Origin of the sequence: Collinsella aerofaciens (assembly GCF_015548375.1) — a bacterium.
GTDB lineage: Bacteria > Actinomycetota > Coriobacteriia > Coriobacteriales > Coriobacteriaceae > Collinsella > Collinsella aerofaciens_AB.
In genome coordinates this window covers 1-18,250 of record NZ_JADMWW010000006.1, presented here as the reverse complement: position 1 = coordinate 18,250, position 18,250 = coordinate 1, and the positions used below count along the sequence as shown (strand labels likewise).

The following is an 18,250-nucleotide window of genomic DNA, read 5'->3' as shown; positions in this document are numbered from 1 at the left end:
CTCCTCCGCCGTTCGTATTCGACGCTTTTGTCCTACTCTATCCCCATTTTTTGCCGACGCCAGTGAGGAATGTAACAAACCGCGCCAAAAAACGAACGGGACGGCGCCCAAAAGAAGAGGTCCCGAGCGGGACCTCTATATGGTGGAGCTTATCTTGAAAGGTAGCGGACTACTTCGCACAGCGGTGCACGATCATCGCCATGCTTTACGCGTTTTCTACTGCTCGCTATTCGCAATCGCCTGGTCGATAAGCTTGTCGAGCGCTGCGCGCTGCTCAGCGGAGCTGATGGCGCCCACGATGGGCTCCCCTACGATGTTGCCATTCTGATCGATGACATACGTTGTCGGGAACGAGAACAAATTTGACGTAAACTTACCGGCCTCGCTATCCGACTTGAACCAGATGTTCTTATATGTCACGCCCTTCTTGCTCAGTACGTCCTTGGCATCTGCAATCTCGCCCTTGTTGCCATCGAGCGTAAAGGAATTGACGCCCGCGACCTGGCCGCCCTTCTTGGCAAGCTCCTTATTCAGGTCCTCAAGGTCGCCCAACTCACCCACGCACGGCTTGCAAGTGGTGAACCAGAAGTTCATGACGGTGACCTTGTTCTTAGAGAACAGCTCGTCGCTGTTCACGTCGTTGCCATCCAGGTCCTTGCCCGTAAAGCTGGGGAACTTCGTCGCCTCGCTCGAAGCATTGGCACCAGCCGTCATGCCAGCGGTCGAAGCGTCGACGCTCTCGCCTGCACTCGGCGTGCTTCCACAGCCGGGGAACTCCTTCTCCAGGCTCTCGAGCTTGTCCTCGATCTCCTTGATCTGCTGTGCACCGGCCTTGAGTGTCTTAAGCTCATCCGCCGTGAACTCATCCTTGGCGCCGTCGATGGTCTTGAGCAGAAAATCGCCGTAATTGCTGCCGTCCTCAATCATTGCCGAGTCTTTATTTGCCGCATTAAATACCTTTTCCCACAGCGCGTTATCACTCGAAAAGATCTCGTTCTCCTTCTGCATGAGTTTTGCATACAACTCGGCGGCCTCGTCGGCATTGGCCGGCTTCTGCGCAGTGAGTTCTGCGATCTTAGGATCGGAGCTCGCAGATTCGCTCGCATTGCCACCGGGCGCCGAACATGCCACAAGGCACAAGGCCAATACCGGCACCATAAACAGGGCCGCAATCTTAGAAAGCTTCATAGTCATTCCTCCGTTTTGTCGAAGCTTGTTTACTTTTTATCAGCGGTCAAGGGAAGCTTTTCCGCCGACACATCCAGGCCATAGCGATAGCTGATGGCATCGACAGGACAGGCCCCGATGCACTTTCCGCACCGGATACATTCGGCATGATTGGGCGCGCGGACCTCATCAACGTCCATCTGACAAACCTTTGAGCACTTGCCGCACGAGACACATTTGCACGCGTCAACCTGAATCCCCAACAAGGACACCCTATTCATGAGCGCATAGAATGCGCCGAGTGGGCAAATCCATTTGCAGAAGGGGCGGTAGAACAAAACGCTCAGCACTACCACGGCAATGAGAACGGCAAGTTTCCAAGTAAAGAGCTGCCCCAGCGCAGATCGAATGCCGGCATTGGCAATGGCCAGCGGAATGGCGCCCTCGAGCACACCCTGTGGACAGATGTACTTACAAAAGAACGGGTCGCCCATGCCCACGTCGTTAACCACCAAGACGGGCAGCAGCACCACGGCAAACAGCAGCACGACGTACTTGATGTACGTGAGCGGCTTGAGCTTTTTCGTGGAGAACTTTTTGCCGGGAATCTTATGAAGCAGCTCCTGCAGCCAGCCAAACGGGCACAGAAAGCCGCATACAAAGCGTCCCAGCAGCACGCCGAGCAAAATGAGCGTACCGGTAACATAGTAAGAAAAGTTGAACTTGGATGAACCTACCACCGACTGGAACGACCCGATGGGGCACGCACCCGATGCCGCGGGGCACGAATAGCAGTTAAGTCCAGGTACGCAGACTGTTTTTCCCGCGCCCTGATAGATGCTTCCTTTGGCAAAGTTTGGCAGGTGAATATTGGTGACCAGCGTCGCCGCCGCCTGAATGAATCCGCGAAATCGGGCCAAAACATGCGACGCAGTGTTTTCTCTTTTATCCAATTCCGATACACTCCAAGCACAGCCTAATCGCTTTGGCCAGCACGGCATCCGCCTCGCCACGCATAACACCAAAGCACACCATGGCAATTCCGACGATCAACAAAGCGACCTGTACCACGGGTTTTACCGCTTTGAACAACTCGACCACTCCTTTCGTTACGCGACCATTGGACCATATCGACTATAAAATCCGTGTTAAGCGCGATTTGGAATGTGCAAGGAGACTGTTATGCGTATTTTGATCGTCGAAGACGAGCGAGCACTGTGCGATGCAATCGCGCGCAGCTTGCGAAACTTGGCGTACAGCGTCGACTGCTGTCACGACGGACAGGAGGCGCTCGACCTGCTGGGCGTCGAAGTCTTTGACCTCGTGGTACTCGACCTCAACCTTCCCCGTATCGATGGCATGACCGTGCTCAGGGAACTTAGGAAAACCGATTGCGAGACCAAGGTACTGATTCTGTCCGCGCGTGGCGAAGTATCCGATAAAGTCGACGGACTCGATGCCGGCGCCAACGATTACCTCACCAAGCCGTTTCATCTGGACGAACTTGCAGCAAGGATCCGCAGCCTTACCCTCAGGCGCTTCGCACAAAGCGACATAGTATTAACCTGCGGAAAACTCAGCTTTTACACCAAGGCGCGCATCGCTTCCGTGGGCAGCGAGGCCTTATCTCTTACACGCAAGGAAACGGGAATCTTGGAATACCTGATGCTTAATCAGGGGCGACCGGTAAACCAAGAGGAGCTTATCGAGCACGTTTGGGATAGCACCGTGAACTGTTTTAGCAACGCAACCCGCGTTCACATCTCGTCGCTCCGAAAAAAGTTGCGCAGCGCTTTGGGATACGACCCGATTCGCAATCGGATTGGAGAGGGCTACGTTATGGAGGATAGCGAATGAAAAGGCTTTCGCTGCAATGGCGCATAACGATCATGACGGCGCTGCTGACGTGTGCGGCGTGCGTGCTGACGAACTGCCTGGTCGGCTATACGGGCATGCGCTACATGGACGCCATCGGCAGTGACATCTCGGCCCTTAACGCAACCGGCGAAGACTCGCCCCAGGCGTTCGACCCAACGAAGGGGAGCCTCGATGACGAGGTCACGATCGCCGTAAACGACGCACAGGAGTCTTTTGGCACGACAGCCTGGTACATCACGGCTGGAGTTACACTCCTTGGCGGCGCGCTGGCATACTTTGTGAGCGGCCGTGCACTCAAACCGCTACGGGCTTTTGCAGCGCAGGTTGAGCGTGTGCAGCCTGACAACCTAAGCGAAATCAGACTCAATGAAGATGTGCCCACCGAGCTACAACGATGCAGCGCCTCTTTCAACGACATGATCACTCGTCTTGGCGAAGGATTCTCTGCACAGCGTCAGTTTACCGGCAACGCCGCACACGAGCTGCGCACCCCGCTCGCCCTTATGCAAGCACAGATTGAACTATTCATCTCCGAGCACTCCGGTTTGCAACCCGAAACAGCCGAGCTGCTCGGCCTGCTACAAGAACAAACCGAGCGCATGTCTCGAATGGCCAAGGTATTGCTCGAGATGAGTGAGCTCCGCAGCGTCCCTTGCGAGGACGATGTGGAACTTGGTCCTTTGTCCGAAGAGGTCCTCACCGACCTTGCGCCACTTGCCGAAAATAAGGGCATAGCCCTCAATTGTGCTGGAGACGCTTTAGTAATCGGGAGCGACACGCTCCTCTATCGGCTGGTGTTTAACCTGGTCGAAAATGCCATCCGTTACAGCCGCACCGGCTCGACTGTCAACGTCTCCATCCGCGACAACGACAGCCATGTGTTCCTGCGAGTCGAGGACCAGGGCCCGGGAATACCCAAGCAGTACCGTGAGAGCATCTTCCAACCGTTCTTTCGCCTGGATAAATCCCGCAGCAGGGCATACGGCGGCGCAGGACTCGGACTAGCGCTCGTTTGGGAGATTGCAGCGCTTCACGGTGGCGCTGTAGAGGTCGAAGCAAGTTCCGAGAACGGGACTACCATGCTCGCAAGCCTTCCAAAACGATCCGCAGCGTTAACCGAACAGTAAAACGAAAGGGGTCCCGAGCAACAGGAGTACAATTGCTGCATTGTTGCCACCTGATGGGAGATGGAAGATGGACTGCGATGGCTACCCACGCGTTCCCATGCCGTTGATGTGCACCGCCTTTGTGCCGGGGCAGATTGACGCTGCGGTTGCAGGCATTTCCGACCCCGATTCGCGCGCCATTGCCACGGCAGAAGCTCTGTACTTTCGCGGACAGGCCGCCCTCGCTGCCAAGACGGCGCGCCCCTATCTTGACGCCACCGATCCCACACTGCGCTATTCCGCATGCTTTATCTGCGGATATGCCAGCCTGTCGCTCAACCGTATCCCCGACGCCCGCCGGTGCCTTGCTGGCATCCTCGATATGCCAACCGACGAGGAGTCGCCCGCCGTCCACGCCACGCATATCCTGTTCGCCTCGGCCGCGAGCGTCCTGCTGCACTTGCCTTCCCCGTATTCCGCCGAAGAGTTTTATCCGCTTGCGGCGCATCTGCCCGAAGGCCTGCGCCTGTTCGCCAGCTACGTGATGGCGCACGCCCTGTACCTGCGCGGCGAATATGGCCGCAGTCTGGGCATGGCAGAAAACGCCCTGATCATGAAACAGGGAAGCTATCCCATCTCGGAGCTATTCCTGCACTTGTCGGCTTCTATGGCATGCATGAGCCTCAAGGACATCGACGCCGCAAAGGCACACTTCGGAGTTGCTTGGAACATTGCGCGTCCCGACGGCCTTATCGAGCTCATTGGCGAGCACCACGGCCTTTTGCAGGGACTCATCGAGGCATGCCTAAAATCGCAATACCCTGACGATTTCGCACGCATCATCGAGATTACGTATCGATTCAGCTACGGCTGGCGGCGCATCCACAACCCCGATTCGGGCGAGGACGTGGCCGACGATTTAACGACCACGGAATTCACCATGGCCATGCTCGCCTGTCGTGGATGGACCAACGCCGAAATCGCACGCCATATGGGAGTATCGCCGGGCACCGTCAAAAACCGCCTATCAGGAGTGTATGCCAAACTTGGTATCGGAACTCGCGCCGAGTTGGTCGCGCATATGTTGCGTTAGCGGCAGACTGCCCGTCGTATCGAAAGCGCTCCGGGGTCCTGGCGCTTTCGCACGCTCAAATTGGACATTTTGGCCATCGAACGGCACTACCGCCACGTAGCGCCCTCTCGCAAAATTGGATTATTTCCACCGATACCTGCGGGATGGGAGCCAAAGATGCTTGATCGCCGTTCGTTACTTGTTGCCGGAGCGTCCTCGCTGGCGAGCATTATGTTGCCGCGCGTGCCGGGAAGCGCAAACGCCTTCATATTGCCGTTCGCGCCCACCGAAGCCTATGCCGACGAAAAAGACCCTTTCAGGGTGCTCGTTCTCTCGCGCACCATGTTTGGTGTGGTCGTGGTCGACGTCGCCAACAAGAATACGCCCATCACGGGTGCCCAGGTCACGCTCACATCGCGCTATGCCGCAGGCAAGCAGCTCACCGCCACGACCGATGACGAAGGCACGGCCATCTTTGAGGTCGCGCCGCTTTCGGAAGGCTACGTGGACGAGACAACGCTTCTCGACGCGTACGATTTTAACGGCGGCATCTCCATTAGCATGGCAGGCTACCGCGATGTCGAGATTCCCCTCGCGCGTATCCAGGGTGGCACCGCCATAACCGCGCCAACGCGTCCGCTTTCTGACGGCAAGCCGTACTTTCGACAGCTCACGTTCGACGAATGGGACATCCAGTACGCCGACGCTACGTTCATGACATTGCCGAAGGACGACACGGCAAACGAACAGCCCGATACGCACGCCTTTACCGTGCAGGCACATCTGCCACAGGGTGGACAGGCAACGCTGTGCATCAACAAGGTAATGCCCGCCACGGGTAGCTCGCCCGAAACCGTCACGCAAATTGGCCAAGTCAAGGCCAGCGCATCGGGTTCGGATAATCTGGCGACGTTCACGCTCGAAGACACGTTCCTCGATGCAGCGTCAAACCTTCTGGAGGAAGGATGCAAGCTGCGCTTTGGCCTCGACTATCAGGGCAAAACCTACACGCTCTCATCCCCCATGGCCGTTGTCACCGCGCCGGCCGCAAAGGCGGAATCCGGATCGACCACTATCGTCCCCACTACCATGGACCAAGAGATTACTCCGTTTGATTTCCCCGCGGCGTTTCCCGGCATTGGCGGCAACAAGTTCACGTGCTGGATGCCCTCGTTCCCCATTTTGTTCGATTTCTCTTTTGCCGGGTACGTGCTGTTTGGCGGAGGATACAAACCGGTCGGCTACATGAACGATTCAGGCAATCCGGATCCAGAGTACTGGAAGAAATCGCCGCGCGAGTCGGGCGCCAAGCAGGCAAACCGCTACCTCGACGAGATGGAGGGGAAGTGGAATCAGTACAAGAGTATGAGTGCCGGTTCGGGCACCGATCCAAGAAACACTAAGCTCCTTCACCACCATTGCACGCCGCTGTTCACGATGGATATCGCCACACAGCTGTACGGCTCGCTCGCCTACGATTGGGTGGGCAAAACCTGGGGCAGCAACAACGACCCCGCATACGGCAATATTAAGGCACTCTTCCAAGTAAGAACCGACCTCAATTGGACCGAGCAGTTTACCCTAGGACCGGTGCCGTTTTTCCTAAACGTCAACCCCTGGGTGCTGGCAAAACTGGCGCTCGCCGTGGGTGCCCACACGCACGGCGGCGGCGCGGCGTTTTTCAAGAACATTTCGCTCGACTATTCCAACACGTCGGGCTCATTCACTATCCAGATCGGGCTTGCCGTCACCTTTGGCGCCGGCGTTGCAGGCGTCGCTTCGTCTGCCGTGCGTGGCGCCGCATCCCTCACCCTGTTCATTGGGTACGAGAAGGCGGACGGGCACCAGCTTCCGCGGCTGCGCGTGGGTGCAGACGTCGATGTCGATGTGATACTCCAGTTCGTAATGTTCAAGTGGACCACCAAGGCTTGGTCGGGGTCGTGGCCCACACTCCTCGATTCGTGGAATATGTCGGTGAACAATGGCAACCAGTATGTGCTCCAGCGCTCTGAGCTCGCATTGGGTGGAGATACGCCTTACACGTTGGATGCCCGCTTCGGCATGCCCGGCAACATCGAGGCGGGCGGCGTGCCGCAATTTATCGCATCGGCCACCATCGTCACCAACGCCGAGCTACTCGCACGCGCTGAGGTTAAGGCCACTGCAAGGAATGTCGAGCCTACCGTACGCGATTGGGACCGGTCGGTCACGCGCATTGAGCTCGAGGCGGATGCGGAGAGCGACGACACGGGACAGATCGAGCATTTCGTCCACGCACTGATAGAGAACGACGAAAACGCCGCGCCGATGTATGCGTACACCCATATCGGGCAGACGAAGGACGCCGTTGCGGACCCCAACGCCAATTCTGCTGGTGTATCGGAGGACGAGCGTGGCGGCATCAAGCCCTCGAGCGACAACGTGCTGTTTACTGGCGTGCTCAGCGAAGCCCACATGAAGCTGACGATTATCGCCGGCGTAGAATGCCTGTTCCGCATCGCCTCGGTGCGCTACGGCGACAATGGCCGCTCGCGTCTGGTGGTGCACACAAAGGCAAACGGCACGTGGTCCGCCCCCATGCCCGTGGACTTTCCCCTTGGGTTTGGTGAGGGCGACGTGGAACGCGACGGCATATACGATTACGACTTCGACGTGGTGGAATATACGGACGGAAGAGGAAACCAGGACGCCTACGTGTTGCTGGTCTCGGGCGAGCGGCGTGACGGCGACGACACCCTTTTCGATACGGCAAGCACAGCCGGCATACTGTCCGTTGTGCGTCTGCGCATAAGTAATGACGAGACCCGCGTGGTATCGCACACGTCATGGCGCAGCATCTCGCGCGGCCGCCTACAAGAGGATGGCTACCATTGTCTGCAGTGCCCGCGTATCACGGTGGGCAAGACGCTGGTCGACGGGCGCCTGTCGGGTGCCTACCTCCACCGCCGCGGAACCACCGCGGAAAAGGCGCTCGGCAGCGAGGCTGAGGTTGCGCTGGAGTGCTTTACCCTGTGGTCGGACGTTTCGGGCGACAGTCTCACGTTCCGTCAGGTCCTCCGCTTTCCGCAGGCACCGTCGAGCATCGAGCTCGGCGCTCCCGAGAATATCAACGGCAAAATGGTGGTGCCCATTGCATACGAGACCGCAGGCGGTTGTGGCTGTGCATCGTACGCCGTGATCGGCCAGTCCATTGCGAGCTGGGGCGTTATGTCGCCAGATGCCACAGTACCCCACGCGGTGCCGTGGCCGCAGCACACGGGCTTTTTGGCTACCGTCAACGAGCAACTGCAGCATATTACTTGGACGCGAGGCGCATCGGCATTTGCAACGCAGCCCGTGGGTGCCGCAGGCTGTGGCCCGGCATCGTTTAGCGTAAGCAACAACGGCAGGTGCGTGCTCTATGTAGAGAACACCGATGGCAAGGTGGGGCAAACCTACGACGAAGAAGGCAACCCGGTAGCAGTGATGGGCAAGCACTTCCGCATCTTCGCCAGCACCTTGGCAGGCGATCTGTTTACGGAGCCGTTCGTGATGTGCGAGCTGGACCATCCCGTCGATCAGATAACGACATTTTTGACGTCGGGGAGCATGCTCTCCGCGCTCGCCACGCACATTGTGAGCGCGGAGAAGAGCGAGGCAGAACTACACGGCATCGAAGTGCCCTTGGTGGCGTGTGCCACTCCGACGGGCGCAGTCGCTACCTCGGGCGCGGTGGTGCCCGGAGCAGCAGGCGAATCCTTCATGGTCACGGTGCGAAACGACGGCAACACCTTGCTGACCGCCGGCACAATCGATCTGTACCGAGAGGGCTCCAGCCAGCCGTTCTCCAGCGCATCCATCGGGTTCGGAGCGAACACACGCATGGCATCGATCTACGATCCAGAGCTTGCCGAGGACGCTTCGGTCAACGACATGGCACACGTGAAGTACGCGCTCGAAACGCTGGGCACACCTTTTGCAACGCACCCGCTGGTAGCCGACAGTGGCAACGCCGTGCTGGCACCGGGTTGCACGGCACAGTTCCGCATGAGCTTCGCTATCCCCGAGAGTTGGAGCGACGAAGTGGGCAAACGCGTAACGCTGTATGCGAAGGCGCGTAATCTGGTGGCGCTCGATCCCGTAACGCTCGAGGAAATTCGACCGGGCGCAAACTCGGCGCTGGGTGCCGTGCTGCACGAGCTCCATGTGCCCGACGCGGCATGCGAGCGCTCAGTAGTTCAGGTCGGCGTATACGACAGCGCGGATACGACAGGACTTCACGATGCACCGATGACGGCGGACGGCGGTGGCGGCTCGAGTGGCGGCGGTACTGACAAGGGCGGCGGCTCCGGCGGAAGCAGCTCCAGCAGTGGCAAGGATCACGGCAATAACAAGCGCTCCGGAAAAGCGGGCGCGCTTGCGGGCACGGGCGACGTCAACGCTCCCCTTACGGCAGCCGCAGCAGCACTCACCGCGGCAGGCGCCGGCCTCGTCGCCTACAGTGCCCGCCGCACGGCGCTCGAAAAAGACACCGCCAATGAGGTCAATTCTGATAAGCCTCACTAGCTCTCAGTTACCTTTGCGAGAGACGCCGACTCGGCTCATCGAACATCAAATGGGCTGGTTCTGGATACCCAGAGCCAGCCCATTACGCATTAGATGTCGTCAGAGGAGTTGAGTTCTGCCTCGAGCTTGGCACGGCGTCTTTTCGCCAACAATCCGCACGACACGTCTTCGACAACGTATCCAACCGCAAACGCAGCAAGACACATTCGGCCGTCTTCAAACTTACTCGGACAAAACCGACTCGGTTTTGTGCGAGTGAGCTCTTTTCAGCCTAAGCTCGAACGATTGTTCGATGGATTTCGTGTTGGGTGGAATCGCCCACGGGCTGGGCTATGCTACCTTGACTATCTATATGACTTAAACGCAGCAAAGGAGCACCGAGAGAGCGAGTATGGCAAAAAACACCGCAAACTATGGTAACGACAGTATCCGCCAGCTCAAGGACGAGGAGCGCGTACGTCTGCGCCCCGCCGTTATCTTTGGCTCGGACGGACTCGACGGTTGCGCGCATGCCGCCTTCGAGATCCTGTCCAACGCCGTTGACGAGGCGCGCCAGGGCTACGGCAAGCTCATCACCCTTACCGCCTTTCGCGATGGCTCCATTCAGGTAGAGGACAACGGCCGCGGCTGCCCGCTCGACTGGAACCCTTCCGAGAAGCGCTTTAACTGGGAGCTCGTCTTTTGCGAGCTCTACGCCGGCGGCAAGTACAACAACAACCAGGGCGGCGACTACGACTTCTCGCTCGGTACCAACGGCCTGGGTTCATGCGCGACCCAGTACGCCTCCGAGTACATGGACGTCACCGTCTGGCGCGACGGCAACAAGTACTCCCTGCACTTTAAAAAGGGCAAGGTCGTCGGCGCCAAAAAGAAGGCACTCGAGATTGAGCCCAGCGACGAGGAACGCACCGGCACCACCATCAAGTGGCGTCCCGATCTTGAGGTTTTTACCTCCATTAGCATCCCCCACGATTGGTATCGCGAGACCATGCGCCGCCAGGCCGTGGTCAACGCCAACGTGACCTTCCGCCTGCGCATTGAGGGCGACGATGGCGAGTTTACCGAAGAGGATTTTTGCTATCCCAAGGGCATCGAGGACTACGTGCTCGAGAAGGTCGGTACCGACTACCTTACCGAGCCCTTCTTTATCGAGGCCGACCGTCGCGGTCGCGACCGCGAGGACCTGCCCGACTACAACGTCAAGATCACCGCGTGCATGTGCTTCTCGCGCACCTTCATGATGCAGGAGTACTACCACAACTCATCGTGGCTCGAGAACGGCGGTTCGCCCGAGAAGGCGGCCCGCAGCGCTCTGACCAGCGCCATCGATGCCTACATCAAGCAACAGGGCAAGTACAACAAAAACGAGAGCGGCATTAAGTGGCAAGACGTCCAGGACTGCCTGGTGCTGGTGACCAACTGCTTCTCCACCCAGACGTCCTACGAGAACCAGACCAAGAAGGCCATCAACAACCGCTTTATCCAGCAGGCCATGACGGCCTTCTTTAAGGAGCGCCTCTCGACCTACCTGATCGAGAACAAAGACGCCGCCAATAAGATCATGGAGCAGGTGCTCATCAACAAGCGTTCGCGCGAGAACGCCGAGAAGACGCGTCAGAGCATCAAGACCAACCTACAGCAGAAGACCGACATGGCCAACCGCGTGCAGAAGTTCATCGACTGCCGCTCCAAGGACAAGAGCCGCCGCGAGATCTACATCGTAGAGGGCGACTCGGCAGCAGGCGCCATTCGCACCTCGCGCGATGCCGAGTTCCAGGGTGTCATGCCCGTCCGCGGCAAGATCCTCAACTGCCTAAAGGAGGACTATCCGCGCATCTTTAAGTCCGACATCATCATGGACCTCATGCGCGTGCTGGGCTGTGGCGTGGAGATCAAAGACAAGCGCATCAAGAACCTTGGCGCCTTCGACCTGGACAACCTCAACTGGAACAAGGTCATCATCTGTACGGACGCCGATGTCGACGGTTATCACATCCGCACGCTCGTGCTCACCATGCTCTACCGCCTGGTGCCCACACTTATCGACGAGGGCTACGTGTATATCGCCGAGTCGCCGCTCTACGAGATCAACTGCAAAGAAAAGACCTACTTTGCCTACACCGAGCTCGAAAAGAACGGCATCCTTAAGGAGATTGGCGACCAAAAGTGCTCCATCAACCGCTCCAAGGGTCTTGGTGAGAACGATCCGGACATGATGTGGCTCACCACCATGAACCCCGAGACGCGTCGCCTGATCAAGGTGGAGCCCGAGGACGTCACCAAGATGGAGACCATGTTTAACCTGTTGCTGGGCAACGACGAAGCGGGCCGCAAGCGCCATATCTCCGAGCACGGCAAGGAATATCTGGACCAGCTGGACCTGCAATAGCAGCAAATCGATAACGACGGCCCATAAGAAGTTCAAGAGGAAATCGTGGCAAAGAAGAAGACGAAGAACCAGCCAAAGAAAAAGCAGGTCAACGCCGAGAACGTCATCGGCCTGCACTCCGAGGTCACCGACCAGCCGATCACGCAGACGCTCGAGGTCAACTACATGCCCTACGCCATGAGCGTCAACGTCTCGCGTGCATTCCCCGAGATCGACGGCTTTAAGCCCTCGCACCGCAAGCTGCTCTACACCATGTACAAGATGGGTCTGCTCAAGGGCGAGCGCCAGAAGAGCGCCAACATCGTGGGCCAGACCATGAAGCTCAACCCGCACGGCGATGCCGCGATCTACGAGACGATGGTGCGTCTGGCAACCGGCAACGAGGCGTTGCTCGCCCCCTTCGTGGAGTCGAAGGGCAACTTTGGCAAGTACTATTCGGGCGATCTAAGCTACGCCGCCTCGCGTTATACCGAGGCCAAGCTCTCCCCCATCAGCGCCGAGATCTTCAAGGACATCGACAAGGATCCGGTCGACTTCGTCGACAGCTACGACGGCGCCATGAAGGAGCCGCGCCTGCTGCCCACCACGTTTCCCAACATCCTTGTCTCGGCCAACAAGGGCATCGGCGTCGCTATGGCGTCCGACATCTGCGGTTTCAACCTCAACGAGGTCTGTACTGCCACGATGCATTACCTCAAGGATCCCGACTGCGATCTGCTCGAGTACATGCCCATGCCCGACTTCTCGACCGGCGGCGAGATCATCTACCGCCGCGAGGAGATGGAAAAGATTATCGAGACCGGCCTTGGCAGCTTCCAGATCCGCTCCCGCTGGCGCTGGATTCCCGAAGAGCGCATTATCGAGGTCTACGAGATTCCCTACACCACCAAGACCGATGTCATCATCGAGCGCATCGTCAAGCTCTCCAAGGAGGGCAAGGTCAAGGAGATTGCTGACATCCGCGACGAAACCGACCTCTCGGGCTTGCGCATCGCCATCGACCTTAAGCGCGGCGTCGACCCCGACAAGCTCATGGCCAAGCTCTATCGCTCGACCACGCTGCAGGATTCGTTCTCGTGCAACTTCAACGTGCTCGTCGACGGCTATCCCCGTGTTATGGGCGTGCGCCAGATTCTGCACGAGTGGGTCAAATGGCGAATTGAGTCCACGCGTCGCCGCATTAACTTTGACCTGGGCAAAAAGTCCGAGCGCCTGCACCTGCTGTACGGCCTCGAGGCAATCTTGCTCGACATCGACAAGGCCATCGCCATCATCCGTGGCACCAAGCTCGAGGCCGAGGTCGTGCCCAACCTTATGCGCGGCTTCGACATCGACGAGACCCAGGCCGAGTTTGTTGCCGAGCTCAAGCTCCGCAACATTAACGAAGAGTACATCCTCAACCGCACCAAGGACATCGCCAAGCTTGAGAGCGAGATTGCCGAGCTTGAGGAGATCCTCTCCAGCGAGGAGAACATCAAGAAGGTCATCAGCGACGAGCTGGCCGCGGTCAACAAGAAATATGTGATGCCGCGTCGCACGGGCAGGATCGAGCCCCATGAGGTTATCGAGGTAAGCTTGGAGCCCGAGGTCGAGGAGTACCCGGTGACCATCATGCTCTCGCGCGATGGCTACCTTAAGAAGATGACGGACCGCGTGCTCAAGAAGGCGACCACGCTCAAGTACAAGGACGGCGACAAACCCTTTATCGAGTTCCCGTCCTCCAACACCCACGAGCTGCTGGTCTTTACCAACAAGAGCCAGGTGTACAAATGCAAGGTTGCGGCGTTTGAGGACACCAAGTCGGCCCAGCTGGGCTCGTACCTGCCGACCGATCTTGAGATGGAACCCGACGAGAGCGTCATCTGGGTCATCGACCCCGAGGACTATAAGGCCGACGTGCTGTTTGTCTTTGAGAACGGCCGCGTGGTGCGTGTCGCACTTTCTGGATACGTCACCAAGACCAACCGCAAGCGCCTCAAGAACGCTATCTACGGCGGCAGCAAGCTGCTGTATGCCCAGGTGCTCAAGGAAGACCGCGACATCGCACTGGTCTCGAGCGACTATCGTTTGATGAACTTCAACACGTCGTTGCTCAAGACCAAGACGACTACCAACACGCAGGGCGTCCAGGCCTTTACCGCCAAGAAGGGCCGCTCGGTCACCACCGTCGGCACAACCGAAGAGATCCTTGGCGCCGGCGTCTCGGCCGAGAAGTTCACCGCGCAGAGCCTCCCCTCAGCCGGTGCCCTCATGAAAGAAAACGACATGCCGAGTTTGTTTGATTAGGACGACGGCAGAACCGCCATGGTTTTACAAAGCAGCGGGGCCCGGAGCGCAGCAATATCGCGCCCCGGGCCCCGCTCGTTGCGGAGGTCATCCTCGGAAATGTCGACGATACGGGGGCTTCCCGCACCGTCCTAAGCCGTTAGCAAAACTCGCAAAAGTTAGCAAAAGATGCAAAAATTAGCAAAACTTGCAAAGGAGCCACCATGGAGTACAGCAAATGGCTCCGCCATGCCAGGCATGCTCGAAGATATTATCGAGCGAACCAAAGAAGCGGCAGATAGCTACCTTTCACAGTCTCACGCGCGCATGAACGGCGTTCAAATTGGTCCAGTGGGCATCGATTGGACATATGTTCAAGAAGCCCAGGGCAACTGGCGCACGTGCATGAATGGCATCTTCAGGCAACTCGAGAAGCATGGCATCGGGCTTCTCTCGAAACGACCTATCGAGAGCTTTCCGATAAAGACATTGAGTTTTTGCTCGCGATGCTGCCCGATTCTGGCCCCAGCAGGATCTCGGAGATAGCCAAACGCATGGGCGTCGCCAGCAACTACGCAAGCCAATACAAACGCCGCCTCCTCGAGGACGGCGTTATCGGGGAACGTGGGCGTGGCCTCGTCGGCTTCGACATCCCCGCGTTCAGAGAATTCTTGAACGAGAAGGCGTTTTAGCACACCGGAATTGTCCGCGGGAGCATCGTTGCATGGCAATCAGCATTCCTCCTGGTAAGGGCAGCAAGCATTTCCGCTAGTGCTGATTGCCATGCGCCCCTCTTGTCCTTAGGCGAGCTTGCGGGCGAGCTCTCGCACCCCTTCCAACTTGGGCGACGATGCCATGCTGTCGCGCTCGGTCATGCCGCTGATGGTGACAATGCCCTGGTCCTCCCACTTGCAGTACGCGCATGTGGCCCTGTACATAGCAATCGCCGCATCATAGACGCCCTCGCTGTGGCTATCGAGCAAAAGGGCCGTCTTGGTGAACGGGAAGCCTGTAGCACCGAAGGCGTACAGGCGGTCGATGGCGGCCTTCTCCTGCGCAGTGATATCAAACCAGTAGATAGGCGAAGCGAAGACAACCATATCGGCGCCTTTCAGCGACTCGATCACGTCGACCATGTCATCCTTCTGCACGCAAGTGCCCTCGTGGGCGAAGCAATACTGACACCCCAGGCAACCACCGATTTTCTTGCTGGCAACACGGACGACCTCGACCGTATTGCCGCCCTCACGCGCGGTCTCGGCAAACGCCTCGACCATGGTGTCGGTATTGGCGCCCCTGCGCGGGCTACCACTCAATACAACGATATTCATAGAAATCTCCCTCCCTCATGCCACAGGCGCGCGGCACACATTTTGTTGTAACCAAAACGGATGGAGCTATTCAGTCGTCTGCAGGCCACATCTCTTGTTCGTGTTCTCTAGACAAGGCGCAAACGGTGCTGCACCCCCCTGTCGCGCTATATCCCTACGCAGTGTTCAGAACCCCTGCTCACCGAGCAGCACCGCGCGAGGTCCAGCACGAGTACGCCTTCCCGGGTACAGGTCTCATGCCCTATGCGGGAGATGAGGACCTTCGGGAACACGTCCCCGATGGGCAGAAGCGACGCGAGCTCCCCCTCAAGCATCAAGTTGATGCTCATATCGCCTCTCACATACGCTCTCCTTCCCGGTTTCGAAACTCGAATTGATTTATAGTTTCGAAACCGGGAAGGCAATATACAAAAGGATGTGTCGAGGAACGAATCCCAGCCACGTCATGTCGGCAGCGATGAAGGGCGCATCCGCGCGTGCTACAATGCGGGCATCAGAGATGAAAACACAGTCCCCGTCGGGTAGTCGTGGGCGTGCGGGAGTCCGCATCAGTAACCTGCCTCCTTGGTTGTCCCTTCTCTGCATGGTCATCTACATAAAGGAGGAACCAGCCATGCAGATCAGCGTGTCGTCCACCCTGACCGTATATCACGACGGTCAATTCTGGGTCGGGCTGGCGGAGCACGTCGAGGGCGGAAAGTACGGCGTCGCCCGCATCGTCTTCGGCGCGGAGCCGTCCGATGAGGAGATCCTGCGATTCGTTACAAGCGAATGGGAGAAGCTCTCGTTCTTCGGCGACAAGGCCATTGAAACAAACAAGCCCGCGAAGAACCCCAAGCGGCGCGCCCGTGAGGCGGCGAAAGCCCTTAAGCGGCCCGCGATGAGCACCAAGGCGCAGCAGGCGCTCGCAGCACAGAGAGAAGCGATGAAACAGGAGTCAGCTCATGCAAGAAGCCGACGCCGCGCGGAAGAGGCTGATGCGCGCTTCGAGCAGCGAAAGCTGAAGCGCAAGCAGAAGCATCGTGGGCATTGATTGCCATTTGCAGCAAGGCAAACCATATACAGCAGCGGCGCCAGTTCCACTTGAAGCCGACACCGCGTAGACGCTGATGGTGACGGCTATGCACGGGCACGGGCGCGCCACCGCACTTCACAGCTTGTTTCTCAAGTATTTAGGACGCACACGCGGCGTTCAAAAATGCGGAGCGACTCCGCATGGCTCGAGACTGAGCCGAGGTGCCCTACTTCTCGCCTTCCAGCAGGCCCACGATGCGATCGATGTCGACGGCAAAGCAGGACCTTCCCTCGCGCTCATAGAGGTCAAGGTACGCCTGGCATTCGGAGACAATGCGTTTGGTGTTGCCATCGATGATGCGCTGGAGCGTCTCGTAGTAGGCCGAGCCCTCGGTCCTGAAGCGGCGCTGGTAGGCCTTGGTTATGGGGAACATCTTGATGTAGTGGATGCCGTGGCGGCAGCCGGGGCGCGTCGTGGGGCGGGGTGGCAACGCAAAGTACTGGTCTTTGGGCACGTTAGGGGCGATGTTGGAACGCAGCGGCACGGCGAAGTCCCTGCGCTTTCCGCGGAAACGCAGCCTCACCACCACGATGCAGGGGCGATTGTGCTTAAGCATGAGCTCACGGTCGCCATCGACGAGGTCGAAGAAGTCCTGGGAGATGGATACGATCTTCATCGGTTACGCCCCCTCATACGAAGCGGGGCCCGCATCGCTGCAGGCCCCTACAGGTGGGCGATATTCTACGCCTTGCGGCACCCCGTCGCCCACGGAGGTTAAACGTACACGTAAGCCGTACTCTGAAAGCCGCGGCTTCCGGCAAGTAGTTTATACCACGAAAGGTCGCTTTCAATGCGCATAGCTCGCAAAATAACACTCGCTGGGCCGTCACCCCTGGCAGTTACCCTCCAATCTTCATTGGAGTCAGCAGGTCAATTCATATATTCATGGGGGTTTATCCTACCGTCGGTGAGCGATTTGGTTAGGGTGCCGAAGCGGTCGAGGATGTCGACGACCTTCTGCTGGGTGCCGATGGATGGGGCGGGAATCTCGACCCTCGATAAGTCCACAGGCGCGGCTTCGATTACCTTTTTCGATTTAGCGTATTGCTCTTCAGATCATCGTGGTGTGCTCGTAGCCGCGCTCCACGAGGAGCCGCTCGGCAACGTCGAGAATCTTCTCGACCGTCTCCTCCGGGTACTTATTGCGTGCCACGAGCACCTCCGTCCTTGTTATCGCGATAAACATACCATGAGTGGCGTGCGGGTCGAGATTGGCTGGCGCCAAAAGAGCCCAACGGCCGTTACGGCTTCGTTAGAAACGCGCCCCACCATGGATGTTGAACCCGAAAGGTAAGGCGCGCGGGCACGGCGACTCGGCCCGCGCGCCCGGAAGAGAAAGGATAAGCCCATGGGTTACATGCTCGAGACGCGCGGGCTCACCAAGCGCTTCGGCCGCGGCGACCAGGCGCAGGACGCCGTGGC

15 protein-coding genes are annotated in these 18,250 nt (G+C 58.3%); 8 read left to right on the top strand and 7 right to left on the bottom strand.

The annotated features are described in order from the left end of the window. Window positions 1-216 precede the first annotated feature (216 nt). From I1969_RS03890 to I1969_RS11370, 3 genes are all read right to left on the bottom strand, one after another. Entirely contained in the window at window positions 217-1,188 is a 972-nt protein-coding gene (locus tag I1969_RS03890) for a TlpA family protein disulfide reductase (protein WP_195233044.1), read from the bottom strand. A 29-nt stretch (window positions 1,189-1,217) separates the two neighbouring features. Continuing rightward, entirely contained in the window at window positions 1,218-1,907 is a 690-nt protein-coding gene (locus I1969_RS03885) for a 4Fe-4S binding protein (protein WP_271748000.1), read from the bottom strand. 205 nt (window positions 1,908-2,112) lie between these two features. Then, window positions 2,113-2,184 (bottom strand): CD1871A family CXXC motif-containing protein, encoded by a 72-nt coding sequence (locus I1969_RS11370; RefSeq protein WP_254179316.1) that lies wholly within the window; start codon window positions 2,182-2,184, stop codon window positions 2,113-2,115. 147 nt (window positions 2,185-2,331) lie between these two features. Here I1969_RS11370 and I1969_RS03880 point away from each other — a divergent pair, with 147 nt between their 5' ends. The 7 genes from I1969_RS03880 (at window position 2,332) to I1969_RS03850 (ending at window position 15,114) form a co-directional block, all read left to right on the top strand. Further along, complete coding sequence (locus I1969_RS03880) at window positions 2,332-3,024, top strand: response regulator transcription factor (protein ID WP_229028238.1); 693 nt, start codon at window positions 2,332-2,334, stop codon at window positions 3,022-3,024. Further along, on the top strand, window positions 3,021-4,172 hold the full coding sequence (locus I1969_RS03875) for a HAMP domain-containing sensor histidine kinase (RefSeq protein ID WP_195233038.1): 1,152 nt from the start codon (window positions 3,021-3,023) through the stop codon (window positions 4,170-4,172). The genes I1969_RS03880 and I1969_RS03875 overlap by 4 nt, the downstream gene beginning before the upstream one ends. Window positions 4,173-4,239: 67 nt before the next feature. After that, a complete protein-coding gene (locus I1969_RS03870; RefSeq protein ID WP_195233036.1) occupies window positions 4,240-5,244 on the top strand; it encodes a helix-turn-helix domain-containing protein in 1,005 nt (334 codons plus the stop codon). 156 nt (window positions 5,245-5,400) lie between these two features. Continuing rightward, window positions 5,401-9,768, top strand: coding sequence for a hypothetical protein (locus I1969_RS03865; RefSeq protein WP_195233034.1), 4,368 nt, complete (start codon window positions 5,401-5,403; stop codon window positions 9,766-9,768). A gap of 391 nt (window positions 9,769-10,159) precedes the next feature. Continuing rightward, window positions 10,160-12,157, top strand: a complete 1,998-nt coding sequence (locus I1969_RS03860) for a DNA gyrase/topoisomerase IV subunit B (protein ID WP_195233032.1) — start codon at window positions 10,160-10,162, stop codon at window positions 12,155-12,157. Between the two features lie 45 nt (window positions 12,158-12,202). After that, window positions 12,203-14,443, top strand: coding sequence for a DNA gyrase subunit A (locus tag I1969_RS03855; RefSeq protein ID WP_195233030.1), 2,241 nt, complete (start codon window positions 12,203-12,205; stop codon window positions 14,441-14,443). Between the two features lie 380 nt (window positions 14,444-14,823). Beyond that, a complete protein-coding gene (locus I1969_RS03850) occupies window positions 14,824-15,114 on the top strand; it encodes a hypothetical protein (protein WP_147330594.1) in 291 nt (96 codons plus the stop codon). Window positions 15,115-15,222: 108 nt separating this feature from the next. Here I1969_RS03850 and I1969_RS03845 read toward each other — a convergent pair whose 3' ends face one another. Then, on the bottom strand, window positions 15,223-15,753 hold the full coding sequence (locus tag I1969_RS03845) for a flavodoxin family protein (protein WP_195233028.1): 531 nt from the start codon (window positions 15,751-15,753) through the stop codon (window positions 15,223-15,225). Between the two features lie 146 nt (window positions 15,754-15,899). Further along, on the bottom strand, window positions 15,900-16,094 hold the full coding sequence (locus I1969_RS03840) for a hypothetical protein (RefSeq protein ID WP_117746116.1): 195 nt from the start codon (window positions 16,092-16,094) through the stop codon (window positions 15,900-15,902). A 272-nt stretch (window positions 16,095-16,366) separates the two neighbouring features. Between I1969_RS03840 and I1969_RS03835 the strand changes: the two genes are divergently transcribed. After that, window positions 16,367-16,786, top strand: a complete 420-nt coding sequence (locus I1969_RS03835; protein WP_195233026.1) for a YjdF family protein — start codon at window positions 16,367-16,369, stop codon at window positions 16,784-16,786. Between the two features lie 208 nt (window positions 16,787-16,994). On the opposite strand, the gene I1969_RS03830 is transcribed toward I1969_RS03835, so the two are convergent. After that, window positions 16,995-17,444, bottom strand: coding sequence for a hypothetical protein (locus I1969_RS03830; RefSeq protein WP_195233024.1), 450 nt, complete (start codon window positions 17,442-17,444; stop codon window positions 16,995-16,997). A gap of 435 nt (window positions 17,445-17,879) precedes the next feature. Beyond that, window positions 17,880-17,981 carry a TetR/AcrR family transcriptional regulator gene (locus tag I1969_RS03825; RefSeq protein WP_218565035.1) on the bottom strand — a complete coding sequence of 34 codons (102 nt, stop codon included), beginning with the start codon at window positions 17,979-17,981 and terminating at the stop codon, window positions 17,880-17,882. Window positions 17,982-18,250: the final 269 nt, after the last annotated feature.

Bases quoted from the DNA above. Each gene is read 5' to 3' on its own strand.
- I1969_RS03890 (WP_195233044.1), bottom strand. From the start codon at position 1,188: ATGAAGCTTTCTAAGATTGCGGCCCTGTTTATGGTGCCGGTATTGGCC.
- I1969_RS03880 (WP_229028238.1), top strand. From the start codon at position 2,332: ATGTGCAAGGAGACTGTTATGCGTATTTTGATCGTCGAAGACGAGCGA.
- I1969_RS03875 (WP_195233038.1), top strand. From the start codon at position 3,021: ATGAAAAGGCTTTCGCTGCAATGGCGCATAACGATCATGACGGCGCTG.
- I1969_RS03870 (WP_195233036.1), top strand. From the start codon at position 4,240: ATGGACTGCGATGGCTACCCACGCGTTCCCATGCCGTTGATGTGCACC.
- I1969_RS03865 (WP_195233034.1), top strand. From the start codon at position 5,401: ATGCTTGATCGCCGTTCGTTACTTGTTGCCGGAGCGTCCTCGCTGGCG.
- I1969_RS03860 (WP_195233032.1), top strand. From the start codon at position 10,160: ATGGCAAAAAACACCGCAAACTATGGTAACGACAGTATCCGCCAGCTC.
- I1969_RS03845 (WP_195233028.1), bottom strand. From the start codon at position 15,753: ATGAATATCGTTGTATTGAGTGGTAGCCCGCGCAGGGGCGCCAATACC.
- I1969_RS03835 (WP_195233026.1), top strand. From the start codon at position 16,367: ATGCAGATCAGCGTGTCGTCCACCCTGACCGTATATCACGACGGTCAA.
- I1969_RS03830 (WP_195233024.1), bottom strand. From the start codon at position 17,444: ATGAAGATCGTATCCATCTCCCAGGACTTCTTCGACCTCGTCGATGGC.